Source organism: Paraburkholderia phenazinium (genome assembly GCF_900142845.1).
In the GTDB taxonomy this organism is placed as follows: domain Bacteria; phylum Pseudomonadota; class Gammaproteobacteria; order Burkholderiales; family Burkholderiaceae; genus Paraburkholderia; species Paraburkholderia phenazinium_A.
Genome location: NZ_FSRU01000001.1, coordinates 495231 through 511875 on the forward strand (window position 1 = coordinate 495231; position 16645 = coordinate 511875).

16 protein-coding genes are annotated in these 16645 nt (G+C 63.7%); 11 read left to right on the forward strand and 5 right to left on the reverse strand.

Going from position 1 to position 16645, the window contains the following annotated elements; genetic code table 11:
- Positions 1-9: 9 nt before the first annotated feature.
- Positions 10-1107 (reverse strand): AGE family epimerase/isomerase, encoded by a 1098-nt coding sequence (locus BUS12_RS02250; RefSeq protein WP_074294045.1) that lies wholly within the window; start codon positions 1105-1107, stop codon positions 10-12.
- Positions 1108-1257: 150 nt separating this feature from the next.
- On the opposite strand from BUS12_RS02250, the gene BUS12_RS02255 reads away from it, so the two are divergent.
- From BUS12_RS02255 to BUS12_RS02285, 8 genes are all read left to right on the forward strand, one after another.
- Entirely contained in the window at positions 1258-1944 is a 687-nt protein-coding gene (locus tag BUS12_RS02255; RefSeq protein ID WP_074294046.1) for an MgtC/SapB family protein, read from the forward strand.
- A gap of 119 nt (positions 1945-2063) precedes the next feature.
- Positions 2064-3362 carry a hypothetical protein gene (locus BUS12_RS02260; RefSeq protein ID WP_074294047.1) on the forward strand — a complete coding sequence of 433 codons (1299 nt, stop codon included), beginning with the start codon at positions 2064-2066 and terminating at the stop codon, positions 3360-3362.
- 258 nt (positions 3363-3620) lie between these two features.
- The gene (locus tag BUS12_RS02265; protein ID WP_074294048.1) at positions 3621-3929 is read left to right on the forward strand and encodes a hypothetical protein; all 309 of its coding nucleotides are present in this window, start codon (positions 3621-3623) and stop codon (positions 3927-3929) included.
- 212 nt (positions 3930-4141) lie between these two features.
- Positions 4142-4300: a hypothetical protein gene (locus BUS12_RS38650; RefSeq protein ID WP_171991580.1), complete on the forward strand. Its 159-nt coding sequence runs from the start codon at positions 4142-4144 to the stop codon at positions 4298-4300.
- A gap of 423 nt (positions 4301-4723) precedes the next feature.
- Positions 4724-5029, forward strand: coding sequence for a hypothetical protein (locus tag BUS12_RS02270; protein ID WP_074294049.1), 306 nt, complete (start codon positions 4724-4726; stop codon positions 5027-5029).
- 189 nt (positions 5030-5218) lie between these two features.
- Positions 5219-6094, forward strand: a complete 876-nt coding sequence (locus BUS12_RS02275) for a 3-hydroxyacyl-CoA dehydrogenase family protein (RefSeq protein ID WP_253190106.1) — start codon at positions 5219-5221, stop codon at positions 6092-6094.
- A gap of 39 nt (positions 6095-6133) precedes the next feature.
- A complete protein-coding gene (locus tag BUS12_RS02280) occupies positions 6134-6748 on the forward strand; it encodes a flavin reductase family protein (protein ID WP_074294051.1) in 615 nt (204 codons plus the stop codon).
- 101 nt (positions 6749-6849) lie between these two features.
- On the forward strand, positions 6850-7284 hold the full coding sequence (locus BUS12_RS02285; protein WP_074294052.1) for a cupin domain-containing protein: 435 nt from the start codon (positions 6850-6852) through the stop codon (positions 7282-7284).
- On the opposite strand, the gene BUS12_RS02290 is transcribed toward BUS12_RS02285, so the two are convergent.
- Positions 7274-8677, reverse strand: a complete 1404-nt coding sequence (locus tag BUS12_RS02290) for a polyhydroxyalkanoate depolymerase (RefSeq protein WP_074294053.1) — start codon at positions 8675-8677, stop codon at positions 7274-7276. The genes BUS12_RS02285 and BUS12_RS02290 overlap by 11 nt on opposite strands.
- Positions 8678-8905: 228 nt before the next feature.
- On the opposite strand from BUS12_RS02290, the gene BUS12_RS02295 reads away from it, so the two are divergent.
- Positions 8906-9559, forward strand: a complete 654-nt coding sequence (locus BUS12_RS02295; protein WP_074294054.1) for a glutathione S-transferase family protein — start codon at positions 8906-8908, stop codon at positions 9557-9559.
- A gap of 59 nt (positions 9560-9618) precedes the next feature.
- On the opposite strand, the gene BUS12_RS02300 is transcribed toward BUS12_RS02295, so the two are convergent.
- On the reverse strand, positions 9619-11595 hold the full coding sequence (locus BUS12_RS02300; RefSeq protein ID WP_074294055.1) for a methyl-accepting chemotaxis protein: 1977 nt from the start codon (positions 11593-11595) through the stop codon (positions 9619-9621).
- Positions 11596-11910: 315 nt separating this feature from the next.
- On the opposite strand from BUS12_RS02300, the gene BUS12_RS02305 reads away from it, so the two are divergent.
- Both BUS12_RS02305 and BUS12_RS02310 read left to right on the forward strand, forming a co-directional pair.
- Positions 11911-12252: a helix-turn-helix domain-containing protein gene (locus BUS12_RS02305; protein WP_074294056.1), complete on the forward strand. Its 342-nt coding sequence runs from the start codon at positions 11911-11913 to the stop codon at positions 12250-12252.
- Positions 12233-13540 (forward strand): type II toxin-antitoxin system HipA family toxin, encoded by a 1308-nt coding sequence (locus tag BUS12_RS02310; protein WP_074294057.1) that lies wholly within the window; start codon positions 12233-12235, stop codon positions 13538-13540. The genes BUS12_RS02305 and BUS12_RS02310 overlap by 20 nt, the downstream gene beginning before the upstream one ends.
- Here the strand turns inward: BUS12_RS02310 and BUS12_RS02315 are convergent.
- Positions 13533-15818: a heavy metal translocating P-type ATPase gene (locus tag BUS12_RS02315; protein WP_074294058.1), complete on the reverse strand. Its 2286-nt coding sequence runs from the start codon at positions 15816-15818 to the stop codon at positions 13533-13535. The two genes, BUS12_RS02310 and BUS12_RS02315, sit on opposite strands and share 8 nt — an antisense overlap.
- A gap of 157 nt (positions 15819-15975) precedes the next feature.
- Positions 15976-16617, reverse strand: a complete 642-nt coding sequence (locus tag BUS12_RS02320; RefSeq protein WP_074294059.1) for an FMN-binding negative transcriptional regulator — start codon at positions 16615-16617, stop codon at positions 15976-15978.
- Positions 16618-16645: the final 28 nt, after the last annotated feature.

The window sequence follows — 16645 nt, forward strand, 5'->3', positions numbered from 1 at the left end:
CCGCCCCGCTCAGGCCGGCAATGCCGCGTAAGCGGTGGCGAGGTGGTAAGGCGTGGTGGATGGCATGTCGGCGCGTGAGACTTCGCCCGCAGCCGTCTTGCACTCGTACCAACCCTGGGCGTGCAGAAAGCGCTGCTGGAACCGTTCGATTTGTCCCGGCAGCACAGCGCGCGCCGCGGCGTCGTCGCGCGTGGCGAGTGCGCGCAGATATTCGCTTTGCGCCCAGATTCGCTGCGTCGCATCCTTGATGCGCCCGGCTTCGTCCAGCGACGCACACACCCCGCCTGTGACCGGATCCACGCCATGTTGCTGCGCGAAGCCGAAGGCCCGTGAGAGCGCGTCGTCGAGACCCGTTCCATCCAGCAGCGCGCCCGCCTGCTTGACCAGCCAGAACCATTCGAACTGATGGCCAGGCTCAAGACGATTGTCGTCCGCGCCCAACGGCAGTTCTGCGATGCATCCCGTCGGCACATGTACGAAGGTGCGCTCGATCGCATCGGCGAGCTTGCGCAGGGCGGCATCGAATGCGCTATCCTGGGTGGCCGCGCGCGCGGCGAGCCACGCTTCGGTGAGGTGCATCATCGGGTTCTGCACCGGTGTGCCGGTCACGCTCGAAAAGTCGGCGTCGAGGGCGGCGTTGAACAGGCCGTGTTGCGCTGCAAAGCGGTCTTCGATCAGCTCGGAGGTGCTGTGAACAATGGCGAGCGCATCAGGATTGCCGGAACGTGCGCCATATTCGGCACACGCGAAGACCAGGAACGCGTGCGTGTAGAGGTCCTTCGTCGTATCGAGCGGTGCACCTTGTGTGTCGACGCTAAAGAACCATCCGCCGCGCTGCTTGTCCTGAAAGTAGTGCACGAGGGAATCGAACAGCCCGTTGGCGTGGGCCGCCTCGCCTGCCTGGGAGAAGACGAACAACTGGCGCGCACACGCCATCGCGCGGTAGCGTTCGGCAGGCAGCGGACGGTGGCCTTCGGCGCTGACCGCCTCGTAGGGCAGCTTCAGTGCCGTATTGAAACCCGCTCCACGCCAGATCGGCAAAACGACGCGGGCGAAATGATCGCGTAGCGTGGCGGCAAGGGTAGTCGTAGAGGCGGGTGTGTTCATGCTGAGAAGCGGCTTCGGTAAGGTCGTGAAAGGGGCGGCGCCTGATGCGGCAAGGGCGCCGCGCGACCAAGCATAAAGCAAACCGTCGGCGATGGCACGCCGGCCAGTACTCAAACGCACTACCAACCATTCGGACAAGGAGGAACAGGCATGCTGGGGAATCTTGAACTCATCTCGCGACTGGTGTTGGCGGCGGCGCTCGGCAGCGTCATCGGCGTGGAGCGCGAGCGCCTGTCGTGGGCTGCGGGGCTGCGCACGCACATGCTGGTGTGCGTCGGGTCGGCGCTCATCATGATCGTCTCGGCGTTCGGTTTTGCCGATGTGCTGGGCACCCAGAACGTCGTGCTCGACCCCTCGCGGATGGCAGCGCAGGTGGTCTCCGGCATCGGCTTTCTGGGCGCGGGCTCGATCCTGATGCGCGGCGAGATCGTGCGAGGGCTCACGACGGCTGCGAGCCTGTGGTCGGTGGCGGCCATCGGGCTGGCGGTGGGTGGCGGCATGTACACGGCGTCGATTGCGGCGACGATCATCATCCTGATCATCCTGGCGGGCATCAAGCCGCTCGAGCGGCGCTTCATCACGGTCAAGCAGCGGCGTCAGGTGACGCTGCTGGTCGAGCGCGGCGCGCTGACGTTTCATTCGCTGCACGAAGCGCTTGGCGCGGCAAGTCCGCGGGTCAAGCAGTTCGTGATGCAGCAGAGCGACGATGCGCCCGAATACGACGTGGTGATGATCACGTTGCACCGCGTCTCGATGACCGAATATGCGGCGATTCGCGACCGCTTACGTCAATTGCCCTGCGTGAAGGAATTCCGCGAAGACGATTCGACGTCTTAAATAGGCGATTGGCTTTAGCACGCGCGCGTGGCCATGAGACAATGCGGTCTCGAAAAAACTGATGGCATTTTGTAGCGGTATACGGCGCCCGGTGGCCGGCGACGACCGCTTCTTTCTCTATGGCAGATTCCGCAGCATCCACGCAGTCCCGTACGACCCGCGCCAGCTCGACGAAGCGGCGCGCGAACACTGTCTCCACCGAGACCGAAAACAAACTGGCGCGCGCCGCCCGCTCGGCACAGCGCCTCGCCCAACTGAGCGATGCGTCGCGCGACGACAGCACGCTCGATATGTTCCCCGACGATCCGACCCGCGCGACCGTGGAGGCGATGAATATCGACATCCGGCAAGGCACGCTGCATGGCTTTGAATTGCCGGACGTGGTGCTGGCTGCGGTGGGTGGGACCACCAGTCTGGATGCCGTGGCAAGCGCCTCGTCCGATACGCGGGCCGCGCGTCGGGCGCCGCGTGAGAAGGTCGAGCCAGCCTATGCTTCGGTGCCGCTGGACGGCTTTGAACGTATCGAGCCGACGCAGAAGGTCAGTGAGCCTAAGGATGAGTCTGACCGTGTTGTGGGCGCGAGCGGTTCGGTGTCTGAAAAGGCGGATGCCTCGGCGCCGGTGGGCGGTTCGCAACCGGTGCCGCCGGTTGGTCCGACGTTGATCTCGCCGTCGATGGCGGCGGCGAATCTCGTGCGCAGCGTGACTGCGCGGCGTCAGGTGGCGGGTGGGGCTTCGTCTGTTCCGACGGACGCGGTTGTGCAGACGGGCGCGGCTCCTCAGCGGTTTGATGCGGCCTTTGCCAAGGCCGCTGCGGCTCCGGGCGACAGCGCTGTGGTGAGCGGTGGAGCATCGCCGGAGGGTGCGGCGGCGGCCGCTGCTGCGGCTGTTTCTGCGGCTGCACAGGTCAAGGCGCCTGCTGGTGACGCGGTGGGGCCGTTGGTGGGCGATGCCGTGGGAGCAGAGGGACCGCCCACTGCGCCCGAACTCGACCGCGCCCGTGCGACGGCCTTCGCCGATACCGTCGACGCCCTCTACGGCGTGATTTCCGATCAGCGTCGCGCGGCGACCGATCACTCGCGCCGGATGAAATGGATGCTATCGATTGTGGTCGGCGCGCTGCTCGCGACGGTGGCGATCGGCATCACGCAAACCGTGCTGCTGATGCGTCTGACGCGCGAAACTACCGCGCAGCAGCACCGTATTGAACAACTGATGCAGAACCAGCAAGCGGCGATGACGAGTCTCCTCGACGCACATCTGGCTGCGGCGAACGCGACGGCTCCCGCGCCGTCCACGGCTCCCGCTTCTTCCACTCCGGCTGTGGCGCCTCGTACCGCTGCCACGGCCCCTACGCCGGCCAGCAAGCACAAAGCCCACGCGCATGTTCACAAGCCCAAAGCGGCGCCGACCCACTGATCGACCGAGCCGGCCGGCCGCGAGCCCGCGCGCCGGTCTCCCGCTCAACCGGCTGTTCCTTACGTTTCGCGACGATCGATTGACCGCATCGGCTTGATCCGCTGCGGTTTTTTTGTGCGCGCCTGTCCTCGGTGATAGGCGCTGTAAGGAGAGACGCCGCGGTAGCGCCTCCCGTGGCGAAGCGCGGGACTTAAACTTTGATGGCTGACGCACAAGCGATGGACCGGACCCCCGGCCAGCTTCCTGACGAGGGCGACGATGGCGACGAGCGAGCACAAGTTTTCGATTGATGAGCTGATCCAGGCGCTGCTTCGCGCCCAAGGCATTCACGAAGGGCACTGGGCACTGAATGTCGAATTTCTGGCGACCGGAACGGCTGCGAATGCGCCTGCCGGTCCGGGAAAGACGCTGCCGGCGCTGCTCGTATCGGTCAACAGCGCGACGCTGGTACGGACCGAGGGTACGGTGCACGGGGCGATCGACGCGGCAGTCGTCAATCCGAGGAAACGCGCCGTGGAGGCGCGCCCCGCCCGCGCCAGGAAGCCGCACACCAGCACGTTACAGTGACTTTGAGAGGGTGATAGGGCCAAAACGCCCGATGCTGAAGACGACCCTCCAGGAAGCTTTCTCGTTGTAATGACGCAACGCAACATCCCGCCAAAGCGATGCGACAACGGACCACACTAAAGAAATGTTGCATTGCACTAGCTTTTTCCTAGGGAAAACCCTATACTTCTTTTTAAGGGAAAACCCTAGCACCAAATTAACCGGGAGTCGCCATGAGCGTTATCTTTGCATTGTTCCAAAAGGTCAGCGACCTCTTTGCGTCGCCGCATCTTCCGATGGATTCGGACTACTCGTACGAAGCGCGTCACCGCGAAGCAGAACGTCAGCGTCGCGCGCAATCTACGCTGTTCGGTATCAAGCTGAGCGATTAATTCGCCAGACTTTGGCGCGGTCAGTCGCGCCGGTCGCGTGGTTTCGGACGCGCGATGCTGTATTTAAGCCACGGTCTTGCCGTGGCTTTTGTTTGTTTACGTTCTTGCGTGTCGCCGGCAAACGTCTAAAGAAATGGGGTCGCCAAGACCCGTTTCCGAATATTTCCTGGCCGAAATGAATGTAACAGGGGCTGACAGCCCTATTGCATCGGGTCGCCCTACAGCCTTCGGTAAGCCACTATCAAGCTTGCGCATTGCCTGCGGAGCAGGGCGCTCATTGCTCCCCGATTTGGAAACTTCCTCTTACAAGCGCTCACGTCTTTAAGCATTCGGGCTCGCTAAAGTCCTTCTCAAGCGCCGGTGCTAGACAGCGGTTTCTGTCATGCGGTCCGGGCGACATCAATCTTGAAAGGGAGGTCCAATATGAAAACGTGGAACAAGACATCGCGTTCGATTCTCGCAACCCTGCTGGCCGGCGGCGCGCTGCTGACCGCAAGCAGCGCGTTTGCCCAGGCAGACCGCGTGATCATCTCCGCGCCGGGTCCGGTTGTGACGTATGGTCAGCCGCAGATGATTCCGGTTGGGGTGCAGATCGACATCGGCTGGCACGGCGATCGTTACTGGGACGGCCATCGTTATTGGGCGCATGACGACTGGATGCACCGCCATCCGCACGATCCGGATCCGCGCCACCACGACGACCATCGTCCGCCCCCGCACGATTATTGATGCAGCGCGTAGCGACGCGGTCGATGCGTCGTGAGATCTGATGAGGCCGGTCTTTCCGCAAGGGGGACCGGCCTTGTTGCTTTGGGCTCGCAAAACTCCGCACTGCGCTATCCTTAAACGCTTTCAGCGACGATTCGGCGGGAGAGCGGCGTGGACAAGGCGGTGGTGGGCGTAGTAGGGACGGGTTTGATGGGCGTCGGTATTGCGACGCAGAGCGCATTGCACGGACATCGGACGATCGTCCACGACGTCGATGCCGCGCGTCTGGCGAGCGTGGCGCCGAAGGCCGAGGCGGTGCTCGACGAACTGATCGACGCCGGCCGGATCGATGCCGCGGCGAAGCGCGCGGCCCTCGCACGCATCGAAACGCACACTACGCTCGAAACGATGTCAGCCGCGCAGTTCGTGATCGAAGCGATTCCCGAGGTGCTCGAGTTGAAGCACCGCTTATATGCGTCGCTGGCGCAACTGCTCGCCGCCGACGCCATCCTTGCCAGCAATACCAGCGGTTTTACACCCGATCAGTTGGCGGTGCCATTGCGTGCCAAAGAGCGTTTCCTGATTGCGCATTTCTGGAATCCGCCGCATATGATTCCGCTCGTCGAAGTGGTGCCCGGCACGGCCACCGACCCGCATGTCACCGAGCAGACCGTTGCTCTGATGAGCGCCATCGGCATGGAACCGGTGGTGCTGACCAAGGCGATTCCGGGCTTTGTCGGCAACCGCCTGCAGTTCGCCGTGCTGCGCGAAGCGCTCAACATCGTGCGCTCCGGCGCGGCGACGGCTGACGTGGTCGACCGTGTCATGAAGGCCTCGCTGGGCCGCCGCTGGGGCATCGTCGGGCCGCTCGAAGGCGCGGACCTCGGCGGGCTCGATACCTTCCTCGATATTTCCACGCACCTGATGCCTGAGCTGGCAAAAGACGAAGACGTGCTCGATCTGTTGCGCGAGCAGGTCGAAGCGGGGCGCGTCGGTGTCCGCAGCGGCGCCGGTTTCTACGATTGGGATGACGCCCATCTGGCGCAGGTGAAGGAAGGCCGCAAGCGGGTGATCAGCCGCGGCTGACACGTCCCAGTATCACTTTCATCTTCCAAAGCGCATGACATGAACGACACCTACTTCTACGACCCCGCCAAGGGCCACGGTCTCAAGCACGATCCGTTCAAGGCCATCGTCGCCCCTCGCCTGATTGGCTGGATCTCGACGCGCAGCGCCGACGGTCACCTCAACCTCGCGCCGTACAGCTTCTTCGGCGCGTTTGCGACCTTTCCCGCCATCATCGGTTTTTGCAGCGAAGGCCGTAAAGACAGCATCAGCAATATCGAAGCAACCGGCGAATTCGTCTGGAACCTCGCTACGAAGCCGCTCGCCGAACAGATGAACCGCAGCTCGGCGCCGGTTGGACCGGAGGTCGACGAATTCGAACTCGCCGGACTGACGCCCGCGCCGGGCCGCAGCGTTTCGGTGCCGCACGTCGGCGAATCGCCGGCGGCGCTCGAATGCAAGCTGCTGCAGATCGTGCGGCTGAACAACCTCGACGGCGAACCGATGGACAATTACCTCGCGCTCGGCCAGGTGGTCGGCGTCCACATCCAGAACGCCTATCTGAAGGACGGCCTGTTCGACACGCACGCAGCCCAGCCGATCATGCGCGCGGGCTATCGCGCCGACTATGCGCAGATCGGCGAGATGTTCCAGATGTTCCGGCCAACGGCCTGAAACCGACTCCGCCGCCGCTCCACAGGCTGGAACATTTGATGCTTGGAAACGACGCTCACCGTGCCGTTTTCCTTGCCCGTTCATCCTTCAGGAGCGCGACCATGTCTACCGAATTCGCCACGCAGTTTTCGCATGTCCGTCCGCAAGACACTTCGTATCAGGGCGAGGGGCTGCGCGACTTCTTTCTCTACCGCGATCTGGGCATCGCGCAGGCGACGGGCGGCAAGGTGCTGGCCCAGCTCGTGAAGGCGAACCATGCACCAGAGGAAGGCACCGGCTGGCACCGTCATGAGGCCGACTTCCACATTGTGATCATGCTGAAGGGCTGGGCGCGCTTCATGTACGGCGACAAGGAGACGCTGGTCGCCGCCGGCGATTGCGTGCATCAGGCGCCCGGTATTGTTCACTACCTGTTCGACTACTCCGAAGATATGGAGTACATCGAAATAGTTTCGCCGGCCGATTTCAAGTCGATCGACGTCGAAGGGCCATGCGACGTTCCGGCGGTCACGCCGTGGAAAGGCATCACCGCGTGACGTGAGGGCGGCTTCGAGGCGGCGCAAGCGCCTCGCCGGTGGTCGCTGAGGCGGCGGCGACATCAGCCGTGACAGCGGAAGCCGCCGGCGCGGCGATGGGCGCCAACGCCACCGGCACCCCCGGTTTGATCGCCTGCGCGCGCGAGCTCACGGCAACCGCGCGCGGCTCGTTGTCGTAGATCACCGCACGCACGCGCGGATAGATATGCCGCTCCCAGCGGTGGCCGTTAAACACTCCGTAGTGCCCCACGCCCGTCTGCACATGATGCGTCTTGAGGTAAGGCCGCAGCTTGTCGCACATGTCCTGCGCCGCGAGCGTTTGCCCGACCGCGCAGATATCGTCCTTTTCGCCCTCCACGGTCAACAGCGCCGTGCGGCGGATCTTCGACGGCTCGATCAGGCGGCCGCCCACCTCCAGTTCATGCAGCGGCAGCGCATGACGCTGGAACACGGTTTCGACTGTCTCCAGATAGAAGTCGGCCGTCAGATCCATCGTTGCGAAGTACTCCTCGTAGAAGACCCGGATCGTGTCCGCCTTGGCCGGATCGCCTTTGGCGCGCTCGTAGTACATCGTCTCGAAGGAGTCGAGGTGACGGCCGAGATTCATCGCCATGAACGCGTTGAGCTGCACGAAGCCCGGATAGACGCGGCGATGCGCGCCGGCAAAGCCGAACGGTACCGCGCTGATCAGGTTGCGTTCGAACCACTCGATCGGCTTGCTCTTGGCGAGCGCGTTGACCTTGGTCGGGTTGATGCGCGTGTCGAGTGGGCCCGCCATCAGCGTCATGCTGGCGGGTTGCGCGGGATGATCGTCCGCAGCCATCAACGCAACCGCTGCGAGGGCCGCGACGGTGGGCTGGCACACCGCCAGCAGATGGGTGCCGGGGCCGATTTTCGCGGTGAAGTCGATCACGTGCTGGACGAACTCGTCAAAGCCGAAGCGTCCCTGCGACAGCGGCACGTCGCGCGGGTTATGCCAATCGGTGATGTAGACGTCGTGTTCGGCGAGCATCGTCTTCACGGTACCGCGCAGCAGCGTCGCGAAGTGGCCGGACATCGGCGCGATCACCAGCACGCGCGGCTGGGCAGGCGATGGGGCGGTTTCCTTGCGGAAATGCAGCAGCGAGCAAAATGGCGTGTGGGCGGCGACTTCCTCGACGATGTTGACGGGCTTGCCGTCCACCTCGATTTCATCCAGCGCGAACGGCGGCCGGGAATGCGTGAGACCCGCCAGGGTAATCAGATCGCACGACGCGCGCAGCGAGCGTCCTTGCGGCGTGTCGTTGAAGGCCGGCCAGGCATCCAGCGAACGGTTGATGAGCGCAGCGCCGTGCCGGGCCGGAAGCATCAGGTCGGCGAACGCCTGGTATGCGGGATATGCGAACAGGTTCATAGCCTTCGCACGAATGCCCAGAAGGAAAGGAGACCGAATAGAGGCAATACGTGTGCCAACGCTAACCGAAGCGTTCGATAGGGGCTCGCGCTGGCATAGCATTTGCGCTATTTCACCCGAGGTGCTGGTTTTGCCGTGATTTGGTGCGCCGACGCACCATGGCGTGCACGCGGCGGCTCCGGTACGCCGCGCGGCACAAACGTGCGCCCGCTTAAGGAGGAGATTCGTATGGCGAATACCACGCTTACCCTTAGCAGCAAGAACTATTCGTCATGGTCGCTGCGAGGCTGGCTGCTGACGAAGTTCAGCGGGTTGCCTTTCGAAGAGATCGTGATGCCGGTCGACGACCCCAGCGCACGCGCCGAATTGCTGTTGCTCTCGCCATCGATTCTCGTGCCTTGTTTGTTCCATGACGGCATCAAGGTCTGGGACACGCTGGCGATTGCCGAGTATCTGAACGAAGTGCAGCCCGATGCCAAACTGTTGCCGCAAGACCGGCGCGCGCGGGCGCATTGCCGGGCCATCAGCGGCGAGATGCATTCGGGCTTCGGCTCGCTTCGTTCGGCACTGCCGATGAACCTGAAAGCGCACTTCCCGGGCTTCAAGGTGTGGGCGCGCGCGCAGTCCGATATCGACAGAATCGTTGCCATCTGGCGCGAGTGTCTGGAGCAGTATGGCGGCCCGTATCTGTTTGGCGAACGCAGCGCCGCGGACGCCATGTATGCGCCGGTGGTGACCCGCTTCGTCACCTACGACGTCAAGCTCGACCCGGATATCGTCGAATACGGGCAGCGCATCCTCGCGCTGCCGGAGATGCAGCAATGGATGGCGGACGCGCAGCAGGAAGTGGATGAGATCGATGAACTGGACGTCGAGTTCTGAGCGAGGCGGCCGTTAGCCTACGACCGTTCGCCCGCTGCTGCCTATCCCGCGGCCAACGCTTAGTCCCGCCGCTGCGCATCCAGCTTGAACACGCTCACCACCTGCGCGAGCCGGTCGGCCTGATCCTGTAGTTCCGCGGCGGCGTGTTCCGCGTCGCCGACAATCGTCGCGTTTTGCTGGGTCGCCTCGCCAATCTGCGTGACGGCGAGGTTTACCTGCTCGATGCCGCCCGACTGCTCGCGCGACGCGACGCTGATCTCGCCCATGATCGCGCGTACCTGGCCGACCCGTTCGACGATGCTGTGCATCGTCGCGCTCGCTTCCTCGGCGATCTTGAAACCGCCTTCCACCCTCGCCGTCGATTCCGCGATCAGCGTTTCGATTTCCTTTACCGACGCCGCACTGCGCTGCGCGAGCGCGCGCACTTCGGAGGCGACGACGGCGAAACCTCTGCCGTGCTCGCCGGCGCGCGCGGCCTCGACGGCTGCATTCAGCGCGAGGATGTTGGTCTGAAACGCGATGCCTTCGATCACGCTGGTGATGTCGGAGATCTTCTGGGACGAGCGGCTGATCTCGCCCATCGTCGAGACGACGCGCTCCACGGCGCGGCCGCCTTCCATGGCCGCCTCGGATGCGCTCGTCACCAGCGTATTGGCCTGTGCGGCGTGGTCCGCGTTCTGCTGCACGTTCGACGTGATCTGTTCCATGCTCGCGGCGGTTTGTTCGAGGCTGCTTGCCTGCGTGGCGATGCGCGAGGCGATATCGCCGCTGCCGGCGGCAATCTTCGCGGTGCCCTGCGTCATGTCGGACGACGCGTTGCGCACCTGGGTCACGATCCGTGCAAGCCCTTCTCCGATGCCGTCGATGGCCTGCATCAAGCGGCCGATTTCGTCGGTGCGGTGGCTATGGCCGGCCGCGAGCCGTACGCTGAGGTCGCCCGCCGCAAGACGCTCGGAGGCCCTCGCGGCTGCCTCGATCGGACGGCTTACCAGGCGCCGCACGGCGATCAGGAACAGCACGGCGAAGCCCGCTACCAGCACAAAACCGATGAGGAGAAAGTGATTGCGGGTGGCGGTGACCTCGGCCATCACCTCGTCGCGCGGCGCGACACCGCCCACCAGCCAGTGCCATTCCGGCACCGTGGTGAACGACACGTATTTGTCGCGCGCGGACGTTTCGCCTAGCGTGGCGTCGGCGGAGCGGTATTCCAGCTGGCCTTGCTGCATGTCGAGCATCTGCTTGTAGGGCGCGTTGGCCTCGTCGGCGAGTTGGCCGGCGGCGGCCGGATGCACGAGGAACTTGCCGCGGTCCGCGCCATTCGCCGCATTGAGCACGAAGTAGTAACCGCTGTCGCCGATCTTGAGTTGGCTGATGCCGTCCTGGACCGACTGGATCTGCGCGCCCACGTCGACGCCGACGAACAGCGCACCGATGACCCGGCCGCTCGCATCCGCTATGGGCCGGTACTGGGTGATGTAGCGCTTGCCGAACAGGGCGGCGAGCCCGGTGTAGGGCTTGTCCGCCAGGAGCAGAGCGTAGGCCGGGCCGTTGCGGTCGAGCAAGGTGCCGATTGCCCGGCTGCCGTCCTGCTTCTTCAGCGACGTGGTGACGCGCACGAAGTCGTCGCCGGTGCGGGCGAAGACAGTGGCGATGGCGCCGCTGTTTTGCAGAAACTGGTCGGGGATCGAGAAATCCATGTTGAGGACTTTGTCGCCGGCCTTGAGGGTGGGCGTGGCGACGCCGTTGATATCGACCTTCTGGGTTTCGTCGAGCGTGTACGTGGTCGGCAGGAGGCTGGCAAACAACGTCATGGAGCGGCCGACTTCTGCCGAAAGTCCCTTGTCGAACAGGGCGATCATCGCCGCAATCGAACGGTCTTTTTCGGCGATGCGCGCCAGTACCTGCTCGCTGACCTGCGCGCCGGCCGAGCGGGTGAGTGCCCATGTGAAGGCGGCGAAGATCAGCGCCACTAGCGCGCACGAAAGCATGGCGAGCCTGGCACCGACGCTGGCGCGGCGCAAAGAGAAAATTTCCATGGGATTTCTGCGGGTAAGGATCAAGGAGAGCGCGCGGTCCGTGCGCCGCTGCGGATCGCGCTATTGCTCCATTTACGGCAAATTTCCCGATTTCTTGAGATTGGAAACGGTTACGGACGGGTTTTCAGGGGGAAGTTGGGGGGCGTTCAAATGGGCCCGTGCGGATGTCAGTGTTACGGATAATTTGGTCTATGTTGAATATTTAAATGTCATATTTAGTCAGCATAGATAAATTGCGCCGATGCATCCCTTGAGAATTTGTAAAATTTGGTCTATGTTGATCTAATAAGTCATCTCATTTGTCAATATAGACCCATGCGACGCCAGAACAAGGAATTTGTCTCGTCGGATCTGAGCCGACGCTCCGAGGCGCTGGGTGCGGCGATTTCTGCTGCCCGCATTGCCCGTAACATGAGTCGGCAAGACTTTTCCGAGCGAGCAAACATCAGTCCGAGCACCCTTGTTCGGATAGAGAAGGGCGACGTATCCGTGAATTTTCTGGCGTGGCTTCAGGCGTTGGAGCGTGCCGGTTTGCTTGGGCTTCTCGAGCCCTTGTCGAATTTGCAGGCCGACGTCATAGGCGAGTCGAAACGAAAGGCCGAGGCACGCAAGCGGCCTCGCAGGAGCGATACGAAGCATGACCCCTACGACTTCTGACACGAAGGACTGGACGAAAACCGTATTTATTTGGCTCGAGGGTGATAGTGAAGCCGTCCCCGCTGGCTTGCTCACCGTTTACGAGCAGGGCATCAGGCCGGTTCGCTCGACCTTCGTTTACGGCAACCGTTACCGCGAGCGCAAGAACGCGATTTCGGTCGATCCAGAGGGACTGTCGCTTGTCGCAGCAAACAGAACAGGCAAGCCGGTGACATTCGAGCCGCCGTCGCAGCTCGCCCTCTTCGGCGCGATACGGGATGCGGCCCCCGACTCGTGGGGGCGGCGCGTGATCGAAAACATGGTCCAGGCCGTACCGAATTCGCTGCCGGAAACCGACTATCTTATGCACGCAGGGCCGCACAGGACGGGAGCGCTCGACTTCCGCGATTCGCCCACGGCGAAAGCCGAAACCGGCAAGCTGCCGGGCGCGAAGGACCTCAAATATCTGCTCGATGCTTCAGCAATGATTCAAGAGGGCAGGCCTGTGCCCCGGAATCTGGAGGCTTACTTTACTGTCGGCGCAACGTTCGGCGGCGCGCGCCCCAAGGCGGTTCTGTTGGACAAGGGGCGGCAATGGCTGGCGAAGTTTCCGGCGCTCAACGACGGCTTCAACGTGCCTCTGATCGAACGCGCTACGTTGGAGCTAGCGCGCCAATGTGGCCTGCGTGTGCCGGAACTTGCGATGGTACGACTTGCCGATGGGCGTGATGTCATGCTGATCGAGCGATTTGACCGGGTGCCGTTGGCGACGGGCGTGTTCGCTCGCCGTCATATCGTCAGCGCCTTGACGATGCTCCAGTTGCATGAGAACGATACGACCAGGGCGCAGTATGCCGACCTCGCTGAGGTCCTAAACACTCATGGCGCCAGCGGCTTTGTTGCGCACGACAAGGTCGAACTGTTCCGGCGAATGGTGTTCAACATCCTTGTCTCTAACGACGACGATCATTTGCGCAACCATGCCTTTGTTTGGGAGGGTGCGCGCGGCGGTTGGAGGTTGAGCGACCTGTATGACGTGGTGCCGAAACCTCAGGTCGCCTCACAGCGGTATCTCGTTCTTGGCGTCGGCCGGAAAGGCCGACTGGCAACGCTCGACAACGCGTTCTCCGCCGCCGGCCAGTTTGGCATTCGGGCCAACGACGCGGTGGCTTACATCAACGAGATCGCGAGCGTTGTGCGGGAATGGCGAACCTATTTCGACGAATTTGGGGTTCCGCAAAGCGAATGCGACAAGGTGGCGAGTGCTTTCCGTAATCCGAAGGACATCGGACTCGCGCTCCTCAGTTAGTCCCCTTCGCCCCACGCCAGGTGCGCAACAACAGCGCATTGGTCACGACGCTGACGCTCGAAAACGCCATCGCCGCGCCCGCCAGCATCGGATTCAGCAGACCGAAGGCGGCGAGCGGAATGCCGATCAGGTTGTAGACGAACGCCCAGAACAGGTTCTGCTGGATCTTGCGCCACGTGCGGCGTGAGATGTCGATGGCGTCGGCCACGAGTGCGGGGTCGCCGCGCATCAACGTGATGCCCGCCGCGTGCATCGCGACGTCTGTGCCGGTTGCCATGGCGATGCCCAGGTCGGCGGCGGCGAGCGCGGGGGCGTCGTTGATGCCGTCACCCGCCATCGCGACAATGCCGGCGGTGCGGATCTTCAAATCGCGGATCACCCGGGCTTTGTCTTCCGGCAGCACCTGGGCGTGGAATTCGTCGATACCGAGCGCCGCCGCGACACTGGCCGCGCTGCCGTGGTTGTCGCCAGTCACGAGAACGCTGCGGATGCCCATCTGTTTGAGGCGCTCGATTGCGGCGCGCGCGGTCGGCTTGACGGTGTCGCCGAAGGCAAGCAATGCGAGCGCGGCGGGCGGGGCGGCGTTGCCCACGCTCATCAGCCACGAGACTGTATTGCCGGCGCTTTCGAGTTGTTGCGCGCGGCTTGCGAGCGCAGGAGGCAGCGCGATGCCCAGTTCGTTTAGCCAGCGGGTGCTGCCTATCGCGAGGGTGCGGCCGTCGATCTCGGCTTCGACACCACGTCCTGGTACGGCACGGGCCTTGGAGGCCGTCGTGGCCTTGCCATCGTCCATTGCCCGCGCTGCCTCTTCATACGCCTTCACCACCGCCCGCGCGAGCGGATGATCGCTCTGCCGCTGCACGGCCGCAGCAAGCGCCAGCGCCGCACCCCGCTCGATCCCGATCGGCTCGAAAGCCGTCAGTGACGGTTGCCCCACGGTGAGCGTGCCGGTTTTATCGAAGGCAACGAGGTTGACGCGATGGGCGATTTCCAGCGCCTCGGCGTCCTTGATCAACACCCCGTGGCGCGCAGCGACACCGGTGCCCGCCATGATTGCTGCGGGCGTCGCCAGGCCGAGCGCGCAAGGGCAGGCGATCACCAGCACGGCGACCGCGTTGAGGATCGCGGTCTCGCCGCCGGCCCCGGCGATCAGCCAGCCTGCCAGCGTGAGCAGAGCGATCACCAGAATTGCCGGCACAAAAATTTCGCTCACCCGGTCGACCAGCCGCTGAATCGGCGCCTTCTCGGCCTGCGCCGTTTCGACAAGCCGAATGATTCGCGCGAGCGTGGTCTCCGCACCGACCGCTTTCGTCGTGACGGCGATCGCGCCTTCGCCGTTGATCGAACCGGCCGTGACCGGATCGTCCGCTTGCTTGGGCACGGGCAGGCTCTCGCCGGTAATCAGCGATTCATCGATGTGAGTGCGGCCTTCGAGTATCACGCCATCCACCGGTAGCCGCTCGCCGGGCCGCACAACCACGATCATGCCGACCCGCACCTGCGCCAGCGGCAACTCGTGTTCCTCGCTGCCGACGCGAATGCGCGCGCGCTCGGGCCGCAGCGCGTTCAGCGCGCGGATCGCATCCGTGGTCTGGCGTTTGGCGCGCGCTTCGAGCCACTTGCCGAAGCGCACCAGCGTAATCACGACCGCCGATGCCTCGAAGTACAGGTGCATCTGCTCGCCCGGATGCACGATGAGCTCGTAGACGCTGATGCCGTACGCGGCCGAAGTGCCGAGCGCGACCAGCAGGTCCATATTGCCCGCGCCGGCCCGCACCGCACGGTAGGCCGCCTTGTAAAAGCGCGCACCGAAGACCACTTGCACGAGCGTGGCGAGTCCGAACTGCAGCCATGGCGGGACGAGCGTGTTCATGCCGTGCGAGCCGAAAGCGCCGCCGAAGCCTTCGCTGATCATCGGCAACATAAGCGGCAGCGTCAGCAGCGCGCACACCACGACCGCCGCGAGTTCGCGGCGGGTGACCTGCTGGGCGCGCTGCGCGACGGAAGGCGCGGCGTCCGGAGCGGCTTCTTCGACGATCGGCGTTGCCTGATAACCCGCTTTGGTCACCGCGGCAACAAGCGCATCGATGCCGGTGGCGGAATCGCTCAGATTGACGGTGGCCTTCTCGGTCGCAAGATTGACGGACACGCTGGCGACGCCGGGCAGCTTCGCCAGCGCCTTTTCGACCCGCATGGCGCACGACGCGCAGGTCATGCCGCTGATATCGAGTTCGGCGCTCGTCTGCGCGAGGGGTTCGGGAGTGGAAAGATCGGTCATGGTGATAGGGGCTCGGGCGGCATGGGGCCGCGTCATGAGTCCAGTATTCACCTTCCCATGATGGGAAGGTCAAGGACTCATGCAGCGCCCGATGATAGAACCCGAATCATCCGGACCCAGACCAGGGCCAGAACGCGTGAAACGTTCGTGACGCCCTTCAAAACGCCGGCGGCGCATTCAACATGGCCTCGGCGACGGCCTCCTGGACTTCGCTGCCGCCAGCCAGCAACCCTTCCGCTGCGCCGCGGCGGTCGCGAGCCTCCTTGTTCTGGCTGAGCTTCCATTTGCCGACCAGCCGCGTCACCTCAATCTCGATGCCGACAATGGCCCCCAGCATCTGCGAGATATAGTCGGCTGGCGCGTCACCCATCTTCCACGGCTTCGGCTCATTCGCCTCCATCTTGCGGGTAAGCCGCGCGACGAGGCCGCGCAAGAACGTTTCGTCGTCGTGCACGACGATCTTGCCGTGCGCATGCACCACCATGTAGTTGTAAGTCGGTACCTGGCGGTGCGCCTCATGCTTGCTGGGATACCAGGTGGGCGAAATATAGGCGGCCGGCCCCTGGAAAATCACCAGCGTGTCGGGCCGCTCGGCCACTTCCTGCCAGACCGGATTGGCTCGCGCCACATGGGCCCGCAACGTGCCGTGCGGACCCTCGTCCGCAGCGAATTCAAACGGCAAATGATTTGCGTCGAGGCCGTTGGGACCGGTGGTGACGAGCGTGCCGAACGACTGGTCGACGATCAACTGATGAAGAACTTCGGGACGGTTCTCTTCGAAATGTGCGGGGACGTACATGGGGCGCTCCAGGGCGAGAGGGCGGCGA